Origin of the sequence: Streptomyces sp. NBC_01264 (assembly GCF_026340675.1) — a bacterium.
Lineage (GTDB): Bacteria > Actinomycetota > Actinomycetes > Streptomycetales > Streptomycetaceae > Streptomyces.
In genome coordinates, this window is record NZ_JAPEOX010000001.1 from 835,523 (window position 1) to 856,726 (window position 21,204).

Below are 21,204 nucleotides of genomic sequence, written 5' to 3' on the forward strand. Positions count from 1 at the left end.
CAAGAAAGGTGGGGCCGATGAGCCCCTCGCGGTGAGGGGCCTCCCCTGCGGGCCCCGCCGCCGCTCCTCCCCCTCCCCCTCCCCAAGGAGGCCCCCGCATGGACGCAGCAACGCCGGCCCCGGTGACGGACGACCCGGCGGCGGACGACCCACTGATCCACATCCTCTGGATCAACGCGGGCCTGAGCTGTGACGGCGACTCCGTGTCCCTGACCGCCGCGATGCAGCCGAGCATCGAGGAGATCGTGACGGGGACGCTGCCCGGGCTGCCCCGGATCGCCGTGCACTGGCCGCTGATCGACTTCGAGTGCGGTCCCGTCGGGGGCGCGGACACGTTCATCGAGTGGTTCTTCAAGGGCGAGCGCGGCGAGATCGACCCGTTCGTGCTGGTGGTCGAGGGCTCCATCCCCAACGAGAAGATCAAGGCCGAGGGTTACTGGTGCGGGTTCGGCGACGATCCGGCGACCGGCCAGCCCATCACCACCAGCGAGTGGATCGACCGGCTGGCGCCCAAGGCCCTGGCCGTGGTGGCCATCGGCACCTGCGCCACGTACGGTGGCATCCACGCGATGGAGGGGAATCCGACGGGCGCGATGGGGCTGCCCGACTACCTGGGCTGGGACTGGAAGTCCCACGCCGGAATCCCGATCGTGTGCGTGCCGGGGTGTCCGATCCAGCCGGACAACTTCTCGGAGACGCTCACCTACCTGCTCTACCAGGCGGCCGGCTCGGCCCCGATGATCCCGCTCGACGACAAGCTGCGGCCCACGTGGCTGTTCGGCAACACGGTGCACGAGGGCTGCGACCGGGCCGGCTACTACGAGCAGGGCCAGTTCGCGGAGACCTATGACTCCCCCAAGTGCCTTGTGAAGATCGGCTGTTGGGGCCCGGTGGTCAAGTGCAACGTGCCCAAGCGCGGCTGGATGAACGGCATCGGCGGCTGCCCGAACGTGGGCGGCATCTGCATCGCCTGCACCATGCCGGGCTTCCCGGACAAGTTCATGCCGTTCATGGACGAACCGCCGGGAGCCAAGGTCTCCACCAAGGCCAGCGGCGCGTACGGCGCCGTGATCCGCAGGCTCCGGGCGATCACCCTGCACACCGTCGACCAGGAGCCCAAGTGGCGCCACTCCGGCGAGAAGCTCACGACGGGCTACCGCCCTCCCTGGTGAACCCCGCCCCGGCGGCCGACCGGCCGCTCCGCACACCTCCTCCACCCGCGCTGATGAAGGGTCACGGCAGACACGATGGAACCGAAGACGAAGGCGGCCGGCGACGGCAGCGGCCTGGTCGAGATGGCCTGGGATCCGATCACCCGGATCGTGGGCAGCCTCGGCATCCACACGAAGATCGACTTCAAGCAGAAGCGGGTCGCCGAGTGCTACAGCACCTCGTCGGTCTTCCGTGGCTACAGCGTCTTCATGCGCGGCAAGGACCCCCGTGACGCGCACTTCATCACCAGCCGCATCTGCGGGATCTGCGGCGACAACCACGCCACGTGTTCCGTCTACGCGCAGAACATGGCCTACGGGGTGAAGCCCCCGCACCTCGCCGAATGGATCATCAACCTCGGCGAGTCCGCGGAGTACATGTTCGACCACAACATCTTCCAGGAGAACCTGGTCGGGGTCGACTACTGCGAGAAGATGGTCCGCGAGACCAACCCCGGGGTACTGGAGCTGGCCGAGCGGACCGCCGCCCCGCACGCGGGCGAGCACGGCTACCGCACCATCGCCGACATCATGCGCTCGCTCAATCCCATCGAGGGCGAGTTCTACCGCGAGGCCCTCCAAGTCAGCCGCTACACACGGGAGATGTTCTGCCTGATGGAGGGGCGCCACGTGCACCCCTCCACGCTCTACCCGGGCGGCGTCGGCACCATCGCCTCGGTCCAGCTCTTCACCGACTACATGAGCCGCCTGATGCGGTACGTGGAGTTCATGAAGAAGGTGGTGCCGCTGCACGACGACCTCTTCGACTTCTTCTACGAGGCCCTGCCCGGCTACGAGGAGGTCGGCCGCCGGCGTGTCCTGCTGGGCTGCTGGGGCGCCCTCAACGACCCCGAGTACTGCGACTTCACGTACGCCAACATGACCGACTGGGGACGGAAGATGTTCGTCACCCCGGGCGTGGTGGTGGACGGCAAACTGGTCACCAACGACCTCACCGAGATCAACCTGGGCATCCGCATCCTGCTGGGCAGCTCGTACTACGACGACTGGCAGGGGCAGGAGCAGTTCGTCACGCACGACCCGCTCGGCAACCCGGTGGACCCGCGCCACCCGTGGAACCAGCACACCATCCCGGCCCCGCAGAAGCGGAACTTCGACGACAAGTACAGCTGGGTGATGTCGCCCCGCTGGTTCGACGGCAAGGACCACCTGGCGCTCGACACCGGCGGCGGCCCCATCGCCCGGCTGTGGTCCACGGCCCTGTCCGCGCTGGTGGACGTGGGCTACGTCAAGGCCACCGGGCACAGCGTGGTCATCAACCTGCCGAAGACGATGACCAAGCCCGAGACGACCTTCGAGTGGCGGATCCCGAAGTGGAGCAACGCCCTGGAGCGCAACCGGGCCCGTACCTACTTCCAGGCGTACGCGGCCGCCATCGCGCTGCACTGCGCCGAGAAGGGGCTGGCGGAGGTCCGCGCCGGACGCACCCAGACCTGGGAGAAGTTCGAGGTGCCGGACCAGGCGGTCGGCGTCGGCTTCACCGAGGCCGTACGGGGCGTCCTGTCGCACCACATGGTCATCCGCGACGGGAAGATCGCCAACTACCACCCGTACCCGCCGACTCCGTGGAACGCCAGCACCCGCGACACCTTCGGCACCCCGGGACCGTACGAGGACGCCGTGCAGAACACCCCCATCTTCGAGGAGAACACCCCGGAGAACTTCAAGGGCATCGACATCATGCGGGCCGTCCGCAGTTTCGACCCCTGCCTGCCGTGCGGCGTGCACATGTACGTCGGTGGCGGCAAGACCGTCAAGAACATGCACGTTCCCACCGGCCTGAGCGGACTGGGCGGATGAGCGCCGCACCCGCGGGCGTCGCGCTCGACGCACGGGAGGCGGGGCGCCGGGTGGACGAGGTCCTCGACCGGCTCGCCGCCACGGGGGACCGGGCGGCCTGCGCCGCCGCCGAGGAACTGGTCCGCGGGCTCATGCAGTTCTACGGGGCGGGGCTCGCCCGGATCACGGAACGGCTCGGGGACCACGGCCTGGCCCCGCTGCTGGACGACGAGCTCGTCGCGAGCCTGCTGGCCCTGCACGACCTGAACCCCGAGGACGTGCACGTCCGGATCGGGCGGGCGCTGCGGTCCGCACCGGAGTCCGCGGAACTGCTCGGCTTCGACCCCGCCTCGGGCGTCCTGAGGCTGAGCGTTCCCGCCGGCGGCGGCTGCGGCTGCGGCGGTGCGGACGCCGGCTCCGCCGGGGTCCCGAGCGGCGTGGCGGACGCCCTGGCGGCCTTCGCGCCCGAAGTGACCTCCGTGGAGGTGGAGAAGGCGGCCCCCGCCCCGGCCCTCCTCCAGATCGGCGCCCGCCCGCAGACCCCGGCACGGGTGCGGTGAGCGCGCCGGCCCCGGCCGCGCGCGGCCTGCGCAGGTTCGCCGGCGCCCGGCCACCGCGCCCCGAGACCTGCGAACTGTGCGGGGTGGCCGTCGCCGAGGACGGGCACCGCCACCTCGTGGAGACCGAGCGGCGGGCCCTGGTCTGCGCCTGCACCGCCTGCGCCCTGCTCTTCGACCGGCCCGGGTCGGCCACCGGCCGGTTCCGCGCCGTCCCCGACCGCTACCTCACCGACCCGGAGCGTCCGCTGGGCGAGGGCGCCTGGGAGGCCCTCCAGATCCCCGTCGGGGTGGCCTTCCTCTTCCGCAACGCCGCGCTGGACCGCCTGGTCGCGCTCTACCCGAGCCCCGCCGGGGCCACCGAGAGCGAGCTCGACCCGGAGACCTGGCAGCGGGTGCTCGGCGCCGGACGCCTGGCGGGCCTGCTGGAGCCCGACGTGGAGGCGCTGCTGCTGCACCGCGCGGCCGGCGACACCACCTGCCACCTGGTCCCCATCGACATCTGCTACGAGCTGGTGGGCCGGATGCGGATGCTGTGGCAGGGCTTCGACGGGGGCGCCGAAGCCCGGGAGGCGCTGCGCCTGTTCTTCGAGCGGGTCGAGCGGCGGGCCCGGGTGCTCGCCCCGGACCCGGCGGAAGCGGGGCGGCCGTGACCGACTTCGGCTTCTCCTGCACCGGGGTGCGCGCGGACCCGTACGCCGCCGGACCCACGCTGGTGTTCCGGCTGCGGCTGACCGCCTCGCCCGAGGTGCGCGTGCACGCCGTCGCCCTGCGCTGCCAGCTCCGCGTGGAGCCCGCCAAGCGGCGCTACGGCCCCGCCGAGGCGGACGGCCTGGCCGACCTGTTCGGCGATCCCTCCCGCTGGGGGACCACGCTTCAGCCGGTGCAGTTCGCGCAGGTCCCGGTCATGGTCCCGAGTTTCACCGGGGAGACCGAGGTGGACCTCGTGGTGCCGTGCAGCTACGACATGGACATCGCGGCGACCCGGTACTTCGCGGCGCTCCAGGACGGTGAGGTCCCGATGCTGATGCTGTTCTCGGGGACCGCCTTCACCGGGGCGGGCGGCTTCCACGTCGAACCGGTGCCCTGGGACCGCGAGGCCTCGTACCGGATGCCCGTGGCCGTCTGGCGGGAGATGGTCGAGCAGCACTTCCCGGGATGCGGCTGGCTGCGACTGCCCGCCGACACCATGGCCGACCTGCTGGCCTTCCGCTCCCGGCACGCCCTCCCCTCGTGGGAGGCCACCGTGCGCACCCTCCTGGACCGGGCGGCCGATCCGGCGCCCGCCCCGTTCCGGCTGGGGACGCCGGCGCCGCTCGTCATCGAGAGGACGGCGCCGTGACCACGACCGCCCCCGGCCCCGGCCCCGTCGACGCCTCGGACTGCCGCTTCGCCACGGCCCGGCAGGTGGCCGACGCCGTCCTCTTCGAGGGGTACGTCCTCTACCCGTACCGGGCCTCCGCGGCGAAGAACCGGATGCGCTGGCAGTTCGGCGTGCTCGTGCCGCCCGCCTGGGCCCCCGCCCACGGGGAGCACTCCTTCCAGCGGACGGAGATCCTGCTGGAGCCCCGGGGCGCGGCGACGCTCTCCCTGGAGCTGCGCTTCCTGCACGCGCAGCGGCGTACGGTCCAACGGGTCCGCACCGACGGCTCGTTCGAGGAGGTCGCCGAACTCCACCTGGACGACCGGGTGCTGGTCCCCTGGGACGAAGGGACCGAGGAACGGGTGGAGGTGTCCGTGCCCTTGGCCGAACTGGCGGACTCCGAGGCGGTCTTCCCCTTCTCCCGGGCCGCCCGCGAGGAGGTCGAGCCGGTGCTCGACGCCGAAGGCCGCCCGGTCGGCCGCATGGTGCGGCGCACGGAACGGATCGACGGGATCCTGCGGCTGCGCGCGGCCGAACTCGAAGGGCCCTACCGGGTGTCGAAGCTCACCGCCGTGGTGGAGAACACCGGCCCGTGGGCCCCGGCGGATCCGTCCACGACGCGGGAGGAGGCCCTGCCCCGCTCCCTGGTCGCCGCGCATCTCCTGCTGGCGCTGAGCGCCGGCTCCTTCCTGTCGATGACCGACCCGCCCGAGTGGGCCAAGGGGGCTGTCGCGACCTGCGAGAACCGGCACACCTGGCCGGTACTGGCGGGCGAGCCGGGCCGCGCGGACGTGGTCCTGTCCTCCCCCATCATCCTGGAGGACCATCCGGCCATCGCCCCCGAGAGCGCCGGGGCCATGTACGACGCCACCGAGATCGACGAGATCCTGGCCCTGCGCACGGCGGCCCTCACCGACCAGGAGAAGAGGGAGGCCCGCGGGACCGATCCCCGGGCCGCCGCCGTGATCGAGCTGGCCGACTCGATGCCCCCCGAGGTACTGGAGCGGCTCCACGGGGCCGTACGGGGCCTGCGCGACATCACCGGCGGGGCCGCCTTCGGGGCCGCCGTCGAGCCTGCCGCGCAGGATCCGGACACGCTGTTCCGGCCGGACACCCCCTGGTGGGACCCGGCCGGGGCGGACGCCGCCGCGCCCGTACCCGAGCACGTGACGGTCGACGGCGTCCGGGTGGGCGCCGGAAGCCGTGTCGTGCTGCGGCCGGGACTGCGCCGGACGGACGCCCAGGACCTGTTCCTCCAGGGCCGCACCGCCCTGGTGGAGACCGTGCTGCACGATGTCGACGGGGGCGTTCACCTCGCCGTCACCGTGGAGGGCGACCCGGGCGCCGACATCCGCCGGGAGCAGGGCCGGTTCCTGTACTTCCAGCCGGACGAGGTCACCGTCGTCCCCGGGGAGCCCCGATGAGCGGCCGCACCCTGGTCGCGGGCATCGGCAACGTCTTCCTCGGTGACGACGGCTTCGGTGTGGAGACCCTGCGGGCCCTGTCGGCGCACCCGCTGCCGCAGGGCGTGGAGGCGGTGGACTTCGGGGTCCGCGGGGTCCACCTCGCCTACCAGTTGCTGGACGGCTACGACACGGTCGTCCTCGTCGACGCCACCGCGCGCGGCGGGGCCCCCGGCACCCTCTACCTGATCGAGGTCGGCGAGGAGACGGCCGCTCCCCCGGGCGGGGCCGCCCTCGACGGCCACGACATGTCGCCCGCCACCGTCCTGGCCCTGCTGGACACCCTGTGCGCCGGTACCGGCGCCGAGGCGCCCCGGCGCGTGCTCGTCCTCGGCTGCGAACCCGCCTGCGTCGAGGAGGGCATCGGGCTGAGCGGGCCGGTGGCCGACGCGGTGCCGCAGGCCGTGCGCGCCCTCCTGGACCTGCTCGGGCAGCTGGACCTGCTCGGGCAGGAGGAAACGTACGCACCCGGGACCCACGACCCGAACCGCCGAGAACTGAGGAGCACCCCATGAAGAAGGTACTCGTCGGCGGGGCCGCCGCCTTGGCCCTGGTCGCCGTCCTCAAGCAGGTCCTGCCCGACATCAGGCGCTACTTGCGCATCCGCGGCATGTGAACGCGTACGCCCCGCCCTCCGAATGGAGTACGGGGCGTACGGGCTCCCGGCGTGCCCGGCCGCGGCGCCCCGGTCCTGCCGGTGTAATGAGCCGCGGCAGGACGGAGACCGAACCCGATGCACGAGATGTCGATCGCCCTGGCCGTCGTGGGCCAGGTGGAGGAAGCGGCCCCGGAGGCCGGCAGCACCGTGAGCCGAGTGGAGCTCCAGGTGGGCGAGTTGGCCGGGGTGGTCCCGGACGCACTCGGCTTCTGCTTCGAACTGGCCTGCGCCGGAACCCTCCTGGAAGGGGCCGAGCTCGTCGTCCGGTCCGTGCCGGCCCGTGCACGCTGCGGCGCCTGCGCGGGCGACTGGGCCGTGGGGTTGCCTCCCGAACTGTGCTGTCCCCGGTGCGGAAGCGCCACGGAGGTCGAGCTGCTCTCCGGGCGCGAGCTGCGCATCCTCACCGTGACCTGGGAGGACGCGCGGTCCACCGAGGGCGCCACCGTCGCGGCCCCCTGCCTCGCCCCGATCTCAGAGGAGGCCTGACCCATGTGCCGAGTGGTCGACCTGCAACAGGCGGTACTCGCCAAGAACGACGGGGCCGCGCAGGCCCTGCGCGCCGAACTCACCGCCCGCGGCACGACGGTGGTCAACATGCTCTCCAGTCCGGGCAGCGGCAAGACCGCGCTGCTGGAGCGGGAACTGGTGCTCGGCGCGGAACGCGGGGTGGCCGTCGCGGCCCTGACCGCGGACCTGGCCACCGAGAACGACGCGGTCCGGCTGGCCCGTTCGGGGGCGCCGGTCAAGCAGGTGCTCACGGACGGGCTCTGTCATCTGGAGGCCGTGATGCTGGGCCGCCACCTGCACGGCTGGCTGCCCGAGGAGACGCGGCTGCTCTTCGTCGAGAACGTCGGCAATCTGGTCTGCCCGGCCTCGTACGACCTCGGGGAGTCGCTGCGCGTGGTCCTCGCGTCCGTGACCGAGGGCGAGGACAAACCGCTGAAGTACCCGACGGCCTTCGGCCTGGCCCAGCTCGTCGTCGTCACCAAGACCGATATCGCGCGGGCCGTCGAGTTCGACGAGGCGGCCTTCCGCGCGAACGTCCAGCAGGTCAACCCGGGGGTGGAGGTGGTGCTCACCTCGGCCCGCACCGGCGAGGGCGTCGGCCTCCTGCTGGACCTGGCGCAGGCGGTCGGAGCGGGAGCCGCGGCGCACACCCCGGTGATGGCCGGCGCCCGCGCGCAGACGCCGAGCCCCGGTGCGGGCGGCGGCGCGGACGGTGTCCATGGGCACAGCCACGGGGACAGCCACAGCCACGGCCACCACCACGACGGCCACACGCACGGGCCGGGGGACGGGCACGATCACGACCACGGGCCCGGGCACGGGCACGGGCACGGCCCGGAGCATGGCCAGGCGCACGCCCATGGACACGGCCCGGAACACGGCCAAGCACACGGCCAGGGGCACACACCGCTGCCGTCCGGTCCCCCAGCGGCAGCGCAAGCGCACACCCGCTGATGGAGTCCGTGCAGCGCCGCCGGGTCACCGTCCAGGGCGTGGTGCAGGGCGTGGGCTTCCGGCCGTACGTCTACGCCCGCGCCACCGGGCTGGGTCTGGCCGGACACGTCACCAACACCCCGGAGGGAGTGGTGACCGAGGTCGAGGGAGCGGCGGCCGCCGTCTCCGCGTTCTGCGAGCGCCTCGCGGCCGACGCACCGCCGCTGGCCGTGGTGGACGCCGTGGAGCACTGCGAGGTGCCGCTGGTCGGCGACGCCGGATTCACGATCATCGCGTCCCGGAGCGGCGGCCCGGCCCGGACCCTGGTGTCCCCGGACACGGCCACGTGCGCCGCCTGCCTCGCGGAACTGGCGGACCCGGCCGACCGCCGCCACCGGCACCCCTTCATCACGTGCACGCACTGCGGCCCCCGCTTCACGATCGTCACCGGACTGCCCTACGACCGCGTGCACACGACCATGGCCGGCTTCCCCATGTGCCCCGACTGCGCCGGCGAGTACGCCGATCCGGCCGACCGGCGCTTCCACGCCCAGCCCGTCGCCTGCCCCGCCTGCGGTCCCCGGCTGCGGCTGCTGGTCGCCGGCGCCGGGCGCGAGCCGTACGAGCCCGCCGGTACGGATCCGGTCGCCGGGGCACGCCGCATGCTGGCCCGGGGCGCGATCCTGGCGGTCAAGGGGCTCGGCGGCTACCACCTGGCCTGCGACGCCACCCGCCCCGAGGCCGTGGCGGAACTGCGCCGGCGCAAGTCCCGCGGCGACAAGCCGTTCGCCGTGATGGCGCGCGACCTCGCCGAGGCGGAGCGGCTCGCGCACCTCGGCCCCGAGGAACGCGCCCTGCTCACCGGGAGCGTCCGGCCCATCGTGCTGCTCCGCAGGCGGCCCGGGGTCGCCGGACCGGCCGAGGAGGTCGCTCCGCGCAGCCCCGACCTCGGCGTCATGCTCCCGTACACCCCGCTCCACCACCTGCTGTTCGGGCTTCCCGGCGACCCCCCGGGGCCCGCCCTGCTCGTCATGACCAGCGGGAACCTCGCGGGTGAGCCCATCGTCACCGAGGAGGACGAGGCCCTGGAGCGGCTGGCCGGCCTCGCCGACGGCTGGCTCACGCACGACCGGCCCATCCACGTCCCGTGCGACGACTCCGTGGTCCGGGTCTGCGACGGCGCCGAGCTGCTGGTCCGGCGCTCGCGCGGCTACGCGCCGCTGCCGGTGCCGCTGCCGTTCCCGGTCCCCGCCACGCTGGCGACGGGGGGCGACCTGAAGAACGCCCTCTGCCTCGGGGAGGGCCGCCGGGCCTGGCTCTCGGCGCACATCGGCGACATGGACGACCTGGCCACGCAGATCGCCTTCGAGCGGGCCGAACGGCAGCTGGAGTCCGTCACCGGAGTCGCTCCCGTCCTGCTGGCCACCGACCGGCATCCCGGGTACCGGTCGGGCCGGTGGGCGGCCCGCAACGCGGCCGGCCGGCCGCTGGTGCGCGTCCAGCACCATCACGCGCACATCGCGTCCGCGCTGGCCGAACACGGCCTGGACGGCGGCCGCCGGGTGATCGGCGTCGCGTTCGACGGCACCGGCTACGGTGACGACGGCGCGGTGTGGGGCGGCGAGGTGCTCCTCGCCGACTACGCCGGGTACACCCGCTTCGCCCACCTCGCGTACGTGCCGCTGCCGGGCGGTGACGCCGCGGTGCGCCGGCCGTACCGCATGGCCCTGTCGCACCTGCGGGCGGCGGGCATCCCCTGGGATCCGGACCTGCCGTGTGCGCGCAGCTGCCCGGAGGAGGAACTCCGGGTGCTGTCGAGGCAATTGGAGCTCGGCTTGAACTGTGTCGCCACGTCCAGCATGGGGCGGCTCTTCGACAGCGTCTCCTCCCTGGCGGGCATCTGCCAGCACTCCGGGTACGAGGCCCAGGCCGCGATGGAGCTCGAATCCGCCGCGCTGCGGGCGGCGAAGGGCCCGGGGCCGCTCCCCTACGCCTTCGCCCTGAACCATCCGGCACCCGGCCGCGAGGACCCCGTCACCGCCGATCCGGCCCCCTTGCTGGCGTCGGTGGTGGCCGACCTGCGGGCGGGGGCGGACCCGTCCGTGATCGCGGCGCGCTTCCACGCCGCCGCCACCGGACTCGTCGCCGACCTGTGCGTCCTGGCACGCGAACGGCACGCCCTGGACACGGTGGTGCTGACCGGCGGGGTCTTCGCCAACACCCTGTTGTCCTCGTCCTGTGCCCGCGCCCTGCGCGAGCTCGGATTCACCGTACTGCGGCACCGCCAGGTCCCGCCGAACGACGGCGGGCTGGCACTCGGTCAGCTCGTGGTGGCGGCCGCCCGCGGCGTCACCGACCCCCCACAGCGAGGAGACGCCCATGTGCTTGGCGGTACCCGGCAGAGTGCTTGACATCGCGGACAGAGACGGCACCCGGATGGCCACGGTCGACTTCGGCGGCGTGCAGAAGGAGGTGTGCCTGGAGTACCTGCCGGACCTCCAGGTCGGCGAGTACGCCATCGTCCACGTGGGCTTCGCCCTCCAGCGTCTCGACGAGGAGTCCGCCAAGCAGACCCTGGAGTTGTTCGCGGAACTCGGCATGCTCCAGGAGGAGTTCGGCGACCCCTGGGAGCTGGCGGCGGACGCCGCCGACGGTGGCGAGGGAGGGCCGCGGTGAAGTACATCGACGAGTTCCAGGATCCCGCACTCGCGCGGCGGCTCCTGGACGAGATCCACTCCACGGTGACCCGCCCCTGGGCGCTGATGGAGGTGTGCGGCGGCCAGACCCACACCATCATTCGGCACGGGATCGATCAACTCCTACCGGATCAGGTCGAGTTGATCCACGGACCGGGGTGTCCCGTCTGTGTCACCCCGCTGGAGGTCATCGACAAGGCGCTGGAGATCGCCTCCCGGCCGGGCGTGATCTTCTGCTCCTTCGGCGACATGCTCCGGGTCCCCGGGACCGGCCGCGACCTGTTCCGCGTCCGCAGCGAGGGCGGTGACGTACGGGTGGTCTACTCTCCGCTCGACGCCCTGACCGTCGCCCGGCAGAACCCGGACCGGGAGGTGGTGTTCTTCGGCATCGGCTTCGAGACCACGGCCCCGCCGAACGCGATGACGGTGCACCAGGCGAAGCGGCTGGGCATCACCAATTTCAGCCTGCTGGTCTCCCACGTACGGGTCCCCCCGGCCATCGAGGCCATCATGCGCTCCCCGAGCTGCCGGGTGCAGGGCTTCCTCGCCGCCGGGCACGTGTGCAGCGTGATGGGGACGGCGGAGTACCCCGAGCTCGCGGCGCGGTACCGGGTGCCGATCGTGGTGACGGGCTTCGAGCCGCTGGACATCCTCGAAGGCGTCCGGCGCACCGTGCTCCAGCTCGAACGGGGCGAGCACACCGTGGAGAACGCGTACGAGCGAGCCGTCCGCCCGGAGGGCAACCCCGCCGCACTCGCCATGCTGGAGGACGTCTTCGAGGTCACGGACCGGGCCTGGCGCGGCATCGGAATCATCCCGGACAGCGGCTGGCGACTGTCCGAGCGCTACCGGGAGTTCGACGCCGAGCACCGCTTCTCGGTCACCGGGATCACCACGCGGGAGCCCGCCGAGTGCCGCAGCGGCGAGGTGCTCCAGGGACTCATCAAGCCGCACGAGTGCGAGGCCTTCGCCACCCTGTGCACGCCGCGCAACCCGCTCGGCGCCACGATGGTCTCCAGCGAGGGCGCCTGCGCCGCGTACTACCTCTACCGCCGGCTAGACCTCCAGGCCGCGCCGGCCTCCCCGACGACGCCGCTGGAGGCGAGCCCCGTTGGCTGAGACCGCACCCGCCGAGACATCACCCGCAGAGACCGCGCCCCTGGACATCACCGGCTGGACCTGCCCGGCGCCGCTGCGCGACCATCCCCGGGTGGTGATGGGCCACGGCGGAGGCGGCGCGCTGTCCGCCGAACTCGTCGAGCACCTCTTCCTCCCGGAGTTCGGCGGCGCCGCCCTCGCCCAGCTCGGGGACTCCGCCACGCTCACCCTCGGGGGCGTGCGGCTGGCCTTCTCCACGGACTCCTACGTCGTGCGTCCGCTGTTCTTCCCGGGCGGCTGCATCGGTGACCTGGCGGTCAACGGCACGGTCAACGACCTGGCCATGTCGGGGGCCGAACCGGCCTACCTCTCCTGCGGGTTCATCCTGGAGGAGGGCATCGAGATGTCCGTCGTCTCTCGGGTCGCCCGCGCGATGGGCGAGGCCGCCCGCGCCGCCGGGGTGGAGGTGGTCACCGGGGACACCAAGGTCGTGGAGAGCGGGCACGGGGACGGCGTCTACATCAACACCGCGGGCATCGGCGTCATCCCGGCGGGGGTGGACCTGCGCGCGCAGCGGGTCGTCCCGGGCGACGTCGTCATCGTCAGCGGTGAGATCGGGCTGCACGGCGTGGCCATCATGAGCGTGCGCGAAGGCCTGGAGTTCGGGGTGGACGTGGAGAGCGACTGCGCTCCGCTGGGAGGCCTCGTACGGAGCATGCTCGCGGTCACCCCGGACCTGCACGTCCTGCGCGACCCCACCCGGGGCGGTCTGGCCGCCGCTCTCAACGAGATCGCCACGGCCTCCGGCACCGGTGTCCTCGTCCACGAGGCCCGGGTGCCGGTGCCCCCGGCCGTCGCCAACGCCTGCTCGATCCTCGGCCTGGACCCGTTCTACGTGGCCAACGAGGGCAAGCTCGTGGCCTTCGTACCGCGCGAGCACGCCGAGGCCGTGCTCGACGCGATGCGGGCGCATCCGCTGGGGCGGGGCGCGACCGTGATCGGCGAGGCCGTGGAGGCCCACCCGGGCATGGTCGTGGCCCGCACCCGGCTGGGCGGCACCCGCGTGGTCGACCTGCCGATCGGTGAGCAACTGCCGCGGATCTGCTGAGCACGGTCCTGGCATCCGCCGCGGCGCGCCCCGCCGCCGCGGATGCCAGGACCGCGGCCGCGTACCGGGTTAGGCTCGGAGCAGGCCGCGAAGGGGATGGTGCGATGTGCCGGTGGCTCGCGTACTCGGGTTCGCCCATGCTGCTCGATACGGTTCTCTACCGGCCCGAGCACTCCCTGATCAACCAGAGCCTGCACGCCAGGATGGGCGTCGAGACGACGAACAGCGACGGCTTCGGCCTCGGCTGGTACAGCGGCAACGGAGACGGCACGCCGGCCGTCTTCCGGGACGTCGCACCGGCCTGGAACAACCGCAACCTGCGCGAGCTCGCCGCCCACGTCCGCTCGCCCCTGTTCTTCGCACACGTCCGCGCCTCGACGGGTTCGGCCGTACAGCAGACCAACTGCCATCCGTTCCGGCACGGCCGGTGGCTGTGGATGCACAACGGGGCCATCGCGGACTTCCCGCGGCTGCAGCGGGACCTCTGCCTGGCCGTCGACCCGGCCCTCTTCCCGTCCATCGAGGGGTCCACCGACTCCGAGGTCATGTTCTACCTGGCGGTGACCTTCGGGCTGGACCAGGACGTCCCGGGGGCGGTGGCCAGGATGACCGGGCTCGTGGAGCGGCTCGGCAAGGAGCACGGCGTCGCCGAACCGGTCCAGATGACCCTGGCCATCAGCGACGGAGAGCGGCTCTGGGCATTCCGCTATTCCAGCCGGGGTGCCTCCCGGTCGCTCTTCTACAGCAGCCGCGCCGACACGATCCGCCACCTCCACCCCGAGGTGGAGTTCCTCGAGGACATCTCCGACGACTCGCGCCTCGTGGTCTCCGAGCCGCTGGGAGACCTGCCCGGAATGTGGAACGAGCTTCCCGAAGCCAGCTACACGGTGATCCCCTCCGACGGCGACCAGGACTACCTGCCCTTCTTCCCCGCACTCGACTGACGGCCGTGCCGGATCCGGCCGCCGGGGTCCGCGAGGGCGTCCCCGGGCGGGTCCCGGTCCTGACGATGGGCGTGGAGGAGGAGGAGTTCCTCCTCGTCGACCGCGGCAGCCGGGCCCCGGTGGGGCGCGGCCCCGGCGTCATAGAAGCCGCCGCCCGCACGCTCGGGCCGCTGGTCCAGCCGGAGTTCTTCACCGCCCAGGTGGAGGTCTGCACCAGCCCCACCTCGGACCCCGCGGCGCTCAGATCGGAGCCGGCCCGGATCCGGGCCGAGGTGATCCGCGCCGCGGCCGCCGAGGAGTGCCTGCTGCTGGCCGCGGGAACCCCCGTCGTACCGCCCGAGCATCCGCCGACCGTCACGCGCGACGAGCGCTACCGCCGGATGGAATCCCGCTTCGCCGCGGTCCTCGGCGACTACGACCAGGCGGTCTGCGGCTGCCACGTCCACATCGGCGTCGACTGCCGGGCTCAGGCCCTCGACGTCGCCAACCGGATGCACCCCTGGCTGCCCGTGCTCCAGGCCCTCGCGGCCAACTCCCCCTTCGACCGGGGGGGAACTCCGGGTACGCGAGCTGGCGGGCCGTGGAGCACGCCCGCCGGCCGACCGTCGAGCCGGCCCCGGACCTCGACGAAGCCGGGTACGAACACTGCGCGGCCTGCACGGCGACGGCCTGGACCCGGTCGACGGCGCCCCGGTGCCCGCGTGGACGCTGCTCGCCCGGCTACGGGACCGGGCCGCGCCCGGACTCGCGGCGTCGGGCGACTCGGAGCTCGTCGACGCCCTGCTGGAGGAGGTCCGGACCGAAGGCACCGGGGCGGCCCGCCAGCGCGCCGCGCACCTGCGTCACGGACGGCTCGGCCGGGTCGTGGACAGCCTCGTCGTGGCCGTGGCCGCGGGCTGAGACCGCTGGGCCGAGGTGATGGACCTGGATGCTGGGCGGCGAAGGTACCGGACCGTCCCGCACAGCCGTCCTGCCCTGGGGCGTGTCGGGGGCCGGACCGATCGTGCGAACGGGTCATGGGGTTGTTCGAGCACCGAACCAGCGCGCCGCGCCGTCCGTGCTCAGACGGCGGGCATAGCGTCCGTACGCGGACCACCGCACCGCCCCACCGACCCGACCCCACCGACCCGGACCGGAGGAACCTCGTGCCGACACCCGAACCCGCCCCACCGGGCCGACAGGCCCCCGCCGCCCGGACGCACGGGCACCCGGCGCCGGCGCCGGCGCCCACGGGCAACTGGGCCGTCGGGATGCTCATGGCCACGACCCCCTGCTCGGCGCGCGACGCGCTGCGCATCCTCGCGACGGCCGCGGACCTGGCCCACGTCGCCGTGCAGGACCTCGCGGCCGCGGTGACCGCCACCTCGTGCGGCACCGCCCTCCCGGCCCGCCTCGAACGCGCCCTGCGCCGCGCCGTCGAGGCCGCCCGGACCCACGGCCCGGCGGGCGCGCCCCGCGACGCCGGGCTCGCGCCGAATCCGGCCCGGACCGAGGAGGTGCTGACCCGGCTGCGCGGCTGCCAGGCCCGCCTCGCGGCCTCCCCGCACGACCCCGGGGCCCTGCGGGCCATGGACGACACCGCGTACACCCTGTGCGTACTCATGGGCAGGCCCACCGCCCTCCAGGCCATCGCCGCCGCGGAGGAACAGCTCGCCGCGACGGGGTAGAACGAGGTGGCCGTACGGCGGCGGTCAGCGGTTGGCGGTGTAGCGGATGCGTGCCCACAGGGGCAGCAGGAACCAGCACAGCACGTACCAGGTGAACACCCCGCTGACGAGCCACGTAGCGAGGGCGTTGTCGGTCGCGACCCTGAGGACGAGCAGCAGGGCCGAGGTACAGGTGGCCAGCAGCAGCACGAGACCGGTGGAGGTCAGGCGCGCGGCCCACGCGACGGCCTCGGGCTTGATCCTGCGCCCCGAGACGAGGCGGTGGAAGGCCACGGGGCCGATCAGGGCGCCGGTCGCCAGGGAGCCCAGGACCACCGTCACCACGTAGATCGTCTTCTCGGTCTGCGCGAGCGACGCGAACACCGGGGCGAAGACCACTGTGAGCAGGAATCCGAACAGGATCTGGACACCCGTCTGAGCGACCCGTATCTCCTGGACGAGCTCCTGCCACTGCCGGTCCGCGCGCTCCTCCGGCGACTCGTCGCGTCCCTGCTGGTCCGTGCCGTTCACCATCGGGCCTCCCGGAATGGTCCTCGTCCCCTCAGGTCCCGTCTGCCCCCGGGCCCGGACCTGATGCGTCCGGCCGACCGCCTCTTCGGTCCGGCAGAGGGCCGCCCGGCTACCTGGTCGGGGGCGCCGGCGACGGTTCGGGCATCGGCATCGGCTCCGGGTCGGGGAGGGGCGCCGGGACCGGCCTGGGCGTGTGCGGTGCGGTCGCGTTCACCTTCGCGTTCGTCATGGCTCCGCTCCTTGCGGACGGTGTGTGCACTGCGGCGCCTGCCCGCTCCCGCCCGGGCCAACCCCGCAGGGGCCCGCTCCCGGATGCCGGGCGGAGCCCCTGATGCGCGCTCCGCCCGGTCAGGCCGCCCTGCGCGAGCCGCGTCCGGAGCCGGTGCTGGTGCTGGAGTCCGTGTCGGAGGCGGTGAGCGCGTCGCGGAGTTCGTCCCGGGTCATGTTCGAGCGACCGGGGATCCCTGCCGCCGCGGCCTTCTTGTAGAGCTCCGCCTTGGTCATGCTCCGCTCCCCCGGTGTGCCCCTGGCCCGCTCGACGCTGGCACGCAGGGCCTCGGAGAGGTCGACCACGTGGGTGGACTCGGCCGCGGGCTCCGCCTCCTCCACGCTCTCGCCCGCCCGCTTCGCCTTGATCAGGGCGGCGACCTTCTCCCGGAACGTGTCGTGGAACTCCTCTGGTTTCCCTTCCATGCTGAGCGCCTCGACCAGCTGCTCGGCCATGCTCAGTTCCTTCTGCCCGGCCTTGACCCTGCGCGGCAGGGAGTCGATCTCCGCACGGGGATCGCGGATCTCGTCGGCCCAGTGGAGCGTGTGGCAGGTGAGCAGCCCGTTCTCCGCCTTCACGGCGACGAGGTACTCGTGGCTGCGCATCACGAACCTGGCGATCCCCGCCTTCTCCGCCTTGGCGAGGGCCTGCTCCACGAGGCTGTAGATCTTCCCGTACTCCTTGCCCTTCGGCGCCAGGTAGTACGTCGCGTCGAAGAAGATCGGATCGACTTCGGCCAGGTCCACGAACCCTTCGATGTCGAGCGACCTGGACCGGCCCGGCGCGATCTCGTCCAGCTCCTCCGGCTCCACGAGCACGTACGCGTCGCCGTCGTCGAAGCCCTTGACGATCTCCTCGAAGGGCACCTCCTCGCCCCTCGATCGTGTCCGGCGCCTACCCGGAGGGGCGGTACGCACGCACGGGCCGGCCCCGCCGAGATCATCGCGGCAGGGACAGCCGGACACCGGTGTGGATGGTCTTGCCGCCCGGCCGGTGCCGGATCCGTACGCCGCTGCCGAGCCGGTGGACCAGGGCCCAGCCCCATCCACCGCCGCCCTCCAGATCGGGCGTTCTCAGCCGCGGCTCCGCGTCGCTGTAGTCGGTGACGGCGATGGCGATCTCGTCGGGCTCCAGTTCGAGGTCCAGCACGCAGCCTGCCGGTGTATGCCGGATCGCGTTGGTGACGAGTTCGCTGACGAGCAGCAGCGTCGTGTCCCTGGCCTCGGGCGCCACGGAGCGGCCGCCGCGCGAGGCGTCGTCGAAGAAGTGCCGGGTGAGGTCGCGGGCCGTGGCGGCCGCGGTCGTCCCGTCAAGATCGCTGTGCTTGCTCAGATGGAGAGTCATCCCCGCTCCTGCGGTCTCCACTCTCGCTTCCCCGGACCCAACCGCCGGAATCGACGGTACCGGCCGCCCGAGGAGGGGTGGTGTCCACATCGGTGCGCGTACCCATTCCACGCGGGTTCACCACGTTCGGCGGCCCCGAGGTGCCCCTACCGCACCGGGATCCGTTCCCGCCCGCGGCGCCGGGGCCCCGCCGGGGCCGTACGGAGCACTCACCGGAGGCCGGGCGTACCCGGGTCCGTCCCTCCTGGTACCTGACCGCCTACCCGGCTCGCCCGCGACCGGACAGGGCTCCCACCCTCTCCGCGCCGGGGGCCCGCGGTGTCAGGGAGGAGGGCGTCGCGGGCGCGGACGGCCCGAGTGCCGCGAGTTCGTCGAAGGGTGCCCGCTGCACGGCTTCGACCAGGCGCCGGCTGTGGGCCCAGACGGCCGCCCGGGCGCGCACCGGGGAGCAGCCGCTGCGCTGGGCGAGCACGGCGCCGAGGACCAGCTTGGGGCTGCCGTCGACGTCCTTGTACGCGGCCCACAGGACGTTGCCCCCGGCCGGGGTGCTCGTGCCCGTCTTCAACCCGGCCACACCGTGCCGGCCGAGCAGCCGGTTGGTGGTGCGCGCCTCGCCCCCGTCTCCCGGGAGGCGGACCGAGGGGGTGGCGACGATGGTCCGGAACGCCTCGTCCCGCATGACCGCGCGGGCCAGGACGAGCAGGTCGACGGCCGTGCTGGTGTTCCCGACGTCCATGCCGCAGGAGCCGGTGAACCGGGTGCGGGCCATGCCGAGCTCCACGGCCGCCTCGTTCATCCGGCGCACGAAGGCCGCCTCGGAACCGGCCGTCCAGCGGGCGAGGAGCCTGGCGATGTTGTTGCCCGAGGGGATCAGCATGTACGAGAGCAGTTGCCGCAGGGGGAACTCCTGCCCCTCCTCGACGGGCACCACCGATTCGATCGTGGAACCCGACTCGCGGGCGGCGGCCCTGTCGACGCGGACCGTGGGGCCGCAGTCCCGCGGGCCCAGGGGATGCTCGCGCAGGACCACGTAGGCGGTCATCACCTTGGTGATGCTCGCGATGGGCACCGGCCGCTGCTCGCCGACCGTGCCGAGGCTGCCGACCCCCTCCACCTCCACCCTCGCCTGGCCCTCGTGGGGCCAGGGCAGCGGCGCCGCCGACACCGCACGGTGGGCAGCGGCGACGGCCGCGTCACCGGCGCGGCAGGCCGCGAGCCGGCCCCGCCCGGGCAGTTCGGCGGACCGGCGGAGGAAGGCGTGGACGGACATGGCACTCCCGGGATCGGGTACGGCGGTGGGGGGAGGTGCCCGGCCGCACCCGGAACGGTCCGGGCCCGGCTCGTCCGGCGGCGGAGGGGCACACACCGCAGCATGGCCGCCCAACCCATCGGAACCCCTGCCGCTGTCCTTCGGTGAGCGCTCCACCGTGTATCGGTTCCACAGCGGGCCCACCGACCCGGGGACGCACCGCACCGGCCCGACCGCGTAGCGCGCGTACGGCCACGGCCTCCGTCACCCGTTCCCGGGGAGGAGGCCGTGGCCGCTCATGCTTCGGTGTCGCCGGAGTCGCCTGCCGCGCTAGTCCTTGAGGACGTCCTTGGCCTTCTCCTTGGCCTGGCGGGCATCACCCTTCATCTGCTCCGCGCGCCCCTCGGCGGTGAGCCTCTCGTTGCCGACGGCACGGCCCATCGCTTCCTTGGCCTTGCCCTTGGCCTGCTCCTTCTTGGCCTTCATCTTCTGCTCACCCGACACGGTTCTCACTCCGATCGTTGGCGATCATCTGACATGGCTCGTCTGTCCGAATGTCCTTCCCGTAAACCTGCGGCTCCGCGCTCTCGGTTCCGCACTCAGGGCTCCCCGCTCCCCGCGCGCGGTTCAGGCCGGGTGTCCGGGGGCGATCTCCCTGACGTCGCCGTACCGGAGCAGCTCGGGCACGTCCCGGAGGGCCGGGGAAGCCTCGGTGGGCGCCAGGAGGAAGCCCGTGTGGTCGCCGCCGTCGACCCGTGCCTCGATCCGGCCGACGAACCATGCGGGTGCGCCGGTCAGCAGGGGGCTGCCGTCCGCGCTGGGCACCCACTCGGCGCGGGCGAACTTGTCCGTCCGGTCGCCCGTCTCGCTCCCGAACAGCTCCGCCAGCTCCCGCTGGTCGCGGCCGAGCACGTGCACCGCGAGGTGCGACGCCCCGCACACGACGCGGTACGTGTGGTTGAGCGTGGACAGCCACACCAGGAAGCGCGGCGGCCTGATCGAGCACTCCGAGGCGAAGCCGGCGAGGCAGCCCGCCCGCTCGTCCGTGGCCCCGGCCTCCCGTCCGCTACCGGTAGCGGACGCCGCGGCCGTGACGACGTACACGGGGCCGTCCCGCGCCTGTGGTTCGGTGATGTTCACGCGGCCAGTCCGATGGCATCGCGCCAGGTGGGGGTCGGGGCGGTCAGGCGACCGGGCATGATCGCGGCGGAAGTCCAGTAGACCCCTGAGGCGGATGTGTCGGGCCAGTGGTCGTACTCGCGGGCCGGACGAACGGCGGTGCAGCATCAGTGCCCCGTTCGTCGGCTCGACCACCCACCGCTTCGGCAGCGGGACAAACCCTTTGCCCTGGTACCAACCTCAGGGCAGCCTCCGGATGCTGATGACGGTCTTGCCGCAGCTGCCGCCTTCCACCTTCTGCGGGCCACGCAGGTCCGAGGAGGGCGCCCCCTGCGGTCGCGTAGCCGGCGGGCAGACGCACGTACTGGTGTGGCGGTGCCGCCAAGCCGACCGCACGCGCTCCCGCGGCGCGTCAGGTCCGTACGCCGCGTTCCCAGGCAGCCGGTGGAGCGTTGAGGTGACACGGCCGCCACCGCAGGCCCGCCTACACGATCCCGGCCGCCCCCTGCCGGGCAGCTCAGCGGCACGCCCGCCGCCGCCGGGACCGGCCGGGACCTACTCTTTCACGGTCACCGCGACGGACAGCGCCGTTCCGGCGAACAGCACGAGCCGGACCTTCAGCATCACCGTCACCCCGCAGAGCGGCGGGGGTGGCGGGTCCATCCTGCCGATCAACCTGAGCGGGGTGGTCACGGCGTTCAACAAAGTC

24 protein-coding genes and 1 pseudogene are annotated in these 21,204 nt (G+C 73.0%); 18 read left to right on the forward strand and 7 right to left on the reverse strand.

What is annotated here, in order from left to right:
- Positions 1-98: 98 nt before the first annotated feature.
- The 18 genes and pseudogenes from OG435_RS03760 (at position 99) to OG435_RS03840 (ending at position 16,005) form a co-directional block, all read left to right on the forward strand.
- Positions 99-1,172 (forward strand): hydrogenase expression protein HypE, encoded by a 1,074-nt coding sequence (locus OG435_RS03760; RefSeq protein WP_266875272.1) that lies wholly within the window; start codon positions 99-101, stop codon positions 1,170-1,172.
- Positions 1,173-1,247: 75 nt separating this feature from the next.
- Complete coding sequence (locus OG435_RS03765) at positions 1,248-3,032, forward strand: nickel-dependent hydrogenase large subunit (RefSeq protein WP_266875273.1); 1,785 nt, start codon at positions 1,248-1,250, stop codon at positions 3,030-3,032.
- On the forward strand, positions 3,029-3,571 hold the full coding sequence (locus tag OG435_RS03770; RefSeq protein WP_266875274.1) for a hypothetical protein: 543 nt from the start codon (positions 3,029-3,031) through the stop codon (positions 3,569-3,571). The genes OG435_RS03765 and OG435_RS03770 overlap by 4 nt, the downstream gene beginning before the upstream one ends.
- On the forward strand, positions 3,568-4,221 hold the full coding sequence (locus OG435_RS03775) for a DUF5947 family protein (protein ID WP_266875275.1): 654 nt from the start codon (positions 3,568-3,570) through the stop codon (positions 4,219-4,221). The genes OG435_RS03770 and OG435_RS03775 overlap by 4 nt, the downstream gene beginning before the upstream one ends.
- On the forward strand, positions 4,218-4,910 hold the full coding sequence (locus OG435_RS03780; protein WP_266875276.1) for a DUF6084 family protein: 693 nt from the start codon (positions 4,218-4,220) through the stop codon (positions 4,908-4,910). The genes OG435_RS03775 and OG435_RS03780 overlap by 4 nt, the downstream gene beginning before the upstream one ends.
- Positions 4,907-6,355 (forward strand): hypothetical protein, encoded by a 1,449-nt coding sequence (locus OG435_RS03785; protein WP_266875277.1) that lies wholly within the window; start codon positions 4,907-4,909, stop codon positions 6,353-6,355. Before OG435_RS03780 ends, OG435_RS03785 begins: the two co-directional genes overlap by 4 nt.
- Complete coding sequence (locus OG435_RS03790) at positions 6,352-6,909, forward strand: hydrogenase maturation protease (protein WP_266875278.1); 558 nt, start codon at positions 6,352-6,354, stop codon at positions 6,907-6,909. Before OG435_RS03785 ends, OG435_RS03790 begins: the two co-directional genes overlap by 4 nt.
- Positions 6,906-7,010, forward strand: a complete 105-nt coding sequence (locus tag OG435_RS50670; RefSeq protein ID WP_430625571.1) for a DUF6893 family small protein — start codon at positions 6,906-6,908, stop codon at positions 7,008-7,010. Before OG435_RS03790 ends, OG435_RS50670 begins: the two co-directional genes overlap by 4 nt.
- 117 nt (positions 7,011-7,127) lie before the next feature.
- A complete protein-coding gene (locus OG435_RS03795) occupies positions 7,128-7,538 on the forward strand; it encodes a hydrogenase maturation nickel metallochaperone HypA (protein WP_266875279.1) in 411 nt (136 codons plus the stop codon).
- A 3-nt stretch (positions 7,539-7,541) separates the two neighbouring features.
- Positions 7,542-8,513, forward strand: a complete 972-nt coding sequence (hypB, locus tag OG435_RS03800; protein WP_266875280.1) for a hydrogenase nickel incorporation protein HypB — start codon at positions 7,542-7,544, stop codon at positions 8,511-8,513.
- The gene (hypF, locus tag OG435_RS03805) at positions 8,513-10,903 is read left to right on the forward strand and encodes a carbamoyltransferase HypF (RefSeq protein WP_266875281.1); all 2,391 of its coding nucleotides are present in this window, start codon (positions 8,513-8,515) and stop codon (positions 10,901-10,903) included. The genes hypB and hypF overlap by 1 nt, the downstream gene beginning before the upstream one ends.
- Entirely contained in the window at positions 10,872-11,168 is a 297-nt protein-coding gene (locus OG435_RS03810) for a HypC/HybG/HupF family hydrogenase formation chaperone (protein ID WP_266875282.1), read from the forward strand. The genes hypF and OG435_RS03810 overlap by 32 nt, the downstream gene beginning before the upstream one ends.
- The gene (gene hypD, locus OG435_RS03815; RefSeq protein ID WP_266875283.1) at positions 11,165-12,307 is read left to right on the forward strand and encodes a hydrogenase formation protein HypD; all 1,143 of its coding nucleotides are present in this window, start codon (positions 11,165-11,167) and stop codon (positions 12,305-12,307) included. Before OG435_RS03810 ends, hypD begins: the two co-directional genes overlap by 4 nt.
- The gene (gene hypE, locus OG435_RS03820) at positions 12,300-13,394 is read left to right on the forward strand and encodes a hydrogenase expression/formation protein HypE (RefSeq protein ID WP_323187779.1); all 1,095 of its coding nucleotides are present in this window, start codon (positions 12,300-12,302) and stop codon (positions 13,392-13,394) included. Before hypD ends, hypE begins: the two co-directional genes overlap by 8 nt.
- Before the next feature lie 104 nt (positions 13,395-13,498).
- Positions 13,499-14,338: a class II glutamine amidotransferase gene (locus OG435_RS03825; protein WP_266875284.1), complete on the forward strand. Its 840-nt coding sequence runs from the start codon at positions 13,499-13,501 to the stop codon at positions 14,336-14,338.
- Between the two features lie 65 nt (positions 14,339-14,403).
- Positions 14,404-14,829, forward strand: a pseudogene (locus OG435_RS03830) (carboxylate-amine ligase); the annotation flags it as partial.
- A 202-nt stretch (positions 14,830-15,031) separates the two neighbouring features.
- Positions 15,032-15,238 (forward strand): hypothetical protein, encoded by a 207-nt coding sequence (locus tag OG435_RS03835; RefSeq protein ID WP_266882303.1) that lies wholly within the window; start codon positions 15,032-15,034, stop codon positions 15,236-15,238.
- A 356-nt stretch (positions 15,239-15,594) separates the two neighbouring features.
- Positions 15,595-16,005: a DUF5133 domain-containing protein gene (locus OG435_RS03840; RefSeq protein ID WP_266881520.1), complete on the forward strand. Its 411-nt coding sequence runs from the start codon at positions 15,595-15,597 to the stop codon at positions 16,003-16,005.
- 24 nt (positions 16,006-16,029) lie between these two features.
- Here OG435_RS03840 and OG435_RS03845 read toward each other — a convergent pair whose 3' ends face one another.
- From OG435_RS03845 to OG435_RS03875, 7 genes are all read right to left on the reverse strand, one after another.
- Positions 16,030-16,518, reverse strand: a complete 489-nt coding sequence (locus OG435_RS03845) for a DUF6328 family protein (RefSeq protein WP_266875285.1) — start codon at positions 16,516-16,518, stop codon at positions 16,030-16,032.
- Between the two features lie 345 nt (positions 16,519-16,863).
- Positions 16,864-17,832 carry a Ku protein gene (locus tag OG435_RS03850; protein WP_323187780.1) on the reverse strand — a complete coding sequence of 323 codons (969 nt, stop codon included), beginning with the start codon at positions 17,830-17,832 and terminating at the stop codon, positions 16,864-16,866.
- Positions 17,723-18,127 (reverse strand): ATP-binding protein, encoded by a 405-nt coding sequence (locus OG435_RS03855; RefSeq protein WP_266875287.1) that lies wholly within the window; start codon positions 18,125-18,127, stop codon positions 17,723-17,725. The genes OG435_RS03850 and OG435_RS03855 overlap by 110 nt, the downstream gene beginning before the upstream one ends.
- Positions 18,128-18,386: 259 nt before the next feature.
- Entirely contained in the window at positions 18,387-19,397 is a 1,011-nt protein-coding gene (locus tag OG435_RS03860) for a D-alanyl-D-alanine carboxypeptidase family protein (RefSeq protein WP_266875289.1), read from the reverse strand.
- Between the two features lie 309 nt (positions 19,398-19,706).
- Positions 19,707-19,862, reverse strand: a complete 156-nt coding sequence (locus OG435_RS03865; protein WP_382744546.1) for a CsbD family protein — start codon at positions 19,860-19,862, stop codon at positions 19,707-19,709.
- Between the two features lie 141 nt (positions 19,863-20,003).
- A complete protein-coding gene (locus OG435_RS03870) occupies positions 20,004-20,516 on the reverse strand; it encodes a flavin reductase family protein (RefSeq protein WP_266875293.1) in 513 nt (170 codons plus the stop codon).
- Positions 20,517-21,050: 534 nt separating this feature from the next.
- The gene (locus OG435_RS03875) at positions 21,051-21,188 is read right to left on the reverse strand and encodes a hypothetical protein (protein ID WP_266875294.1); all 138 of its coding nucleotides are present in this window, start codon (positions 21,186-21,188) and stop codon (positions 21,051-21,053) included.
- Between the last annotated feature and the right edge of the window lie 16 nt (positions 21,189-21,204).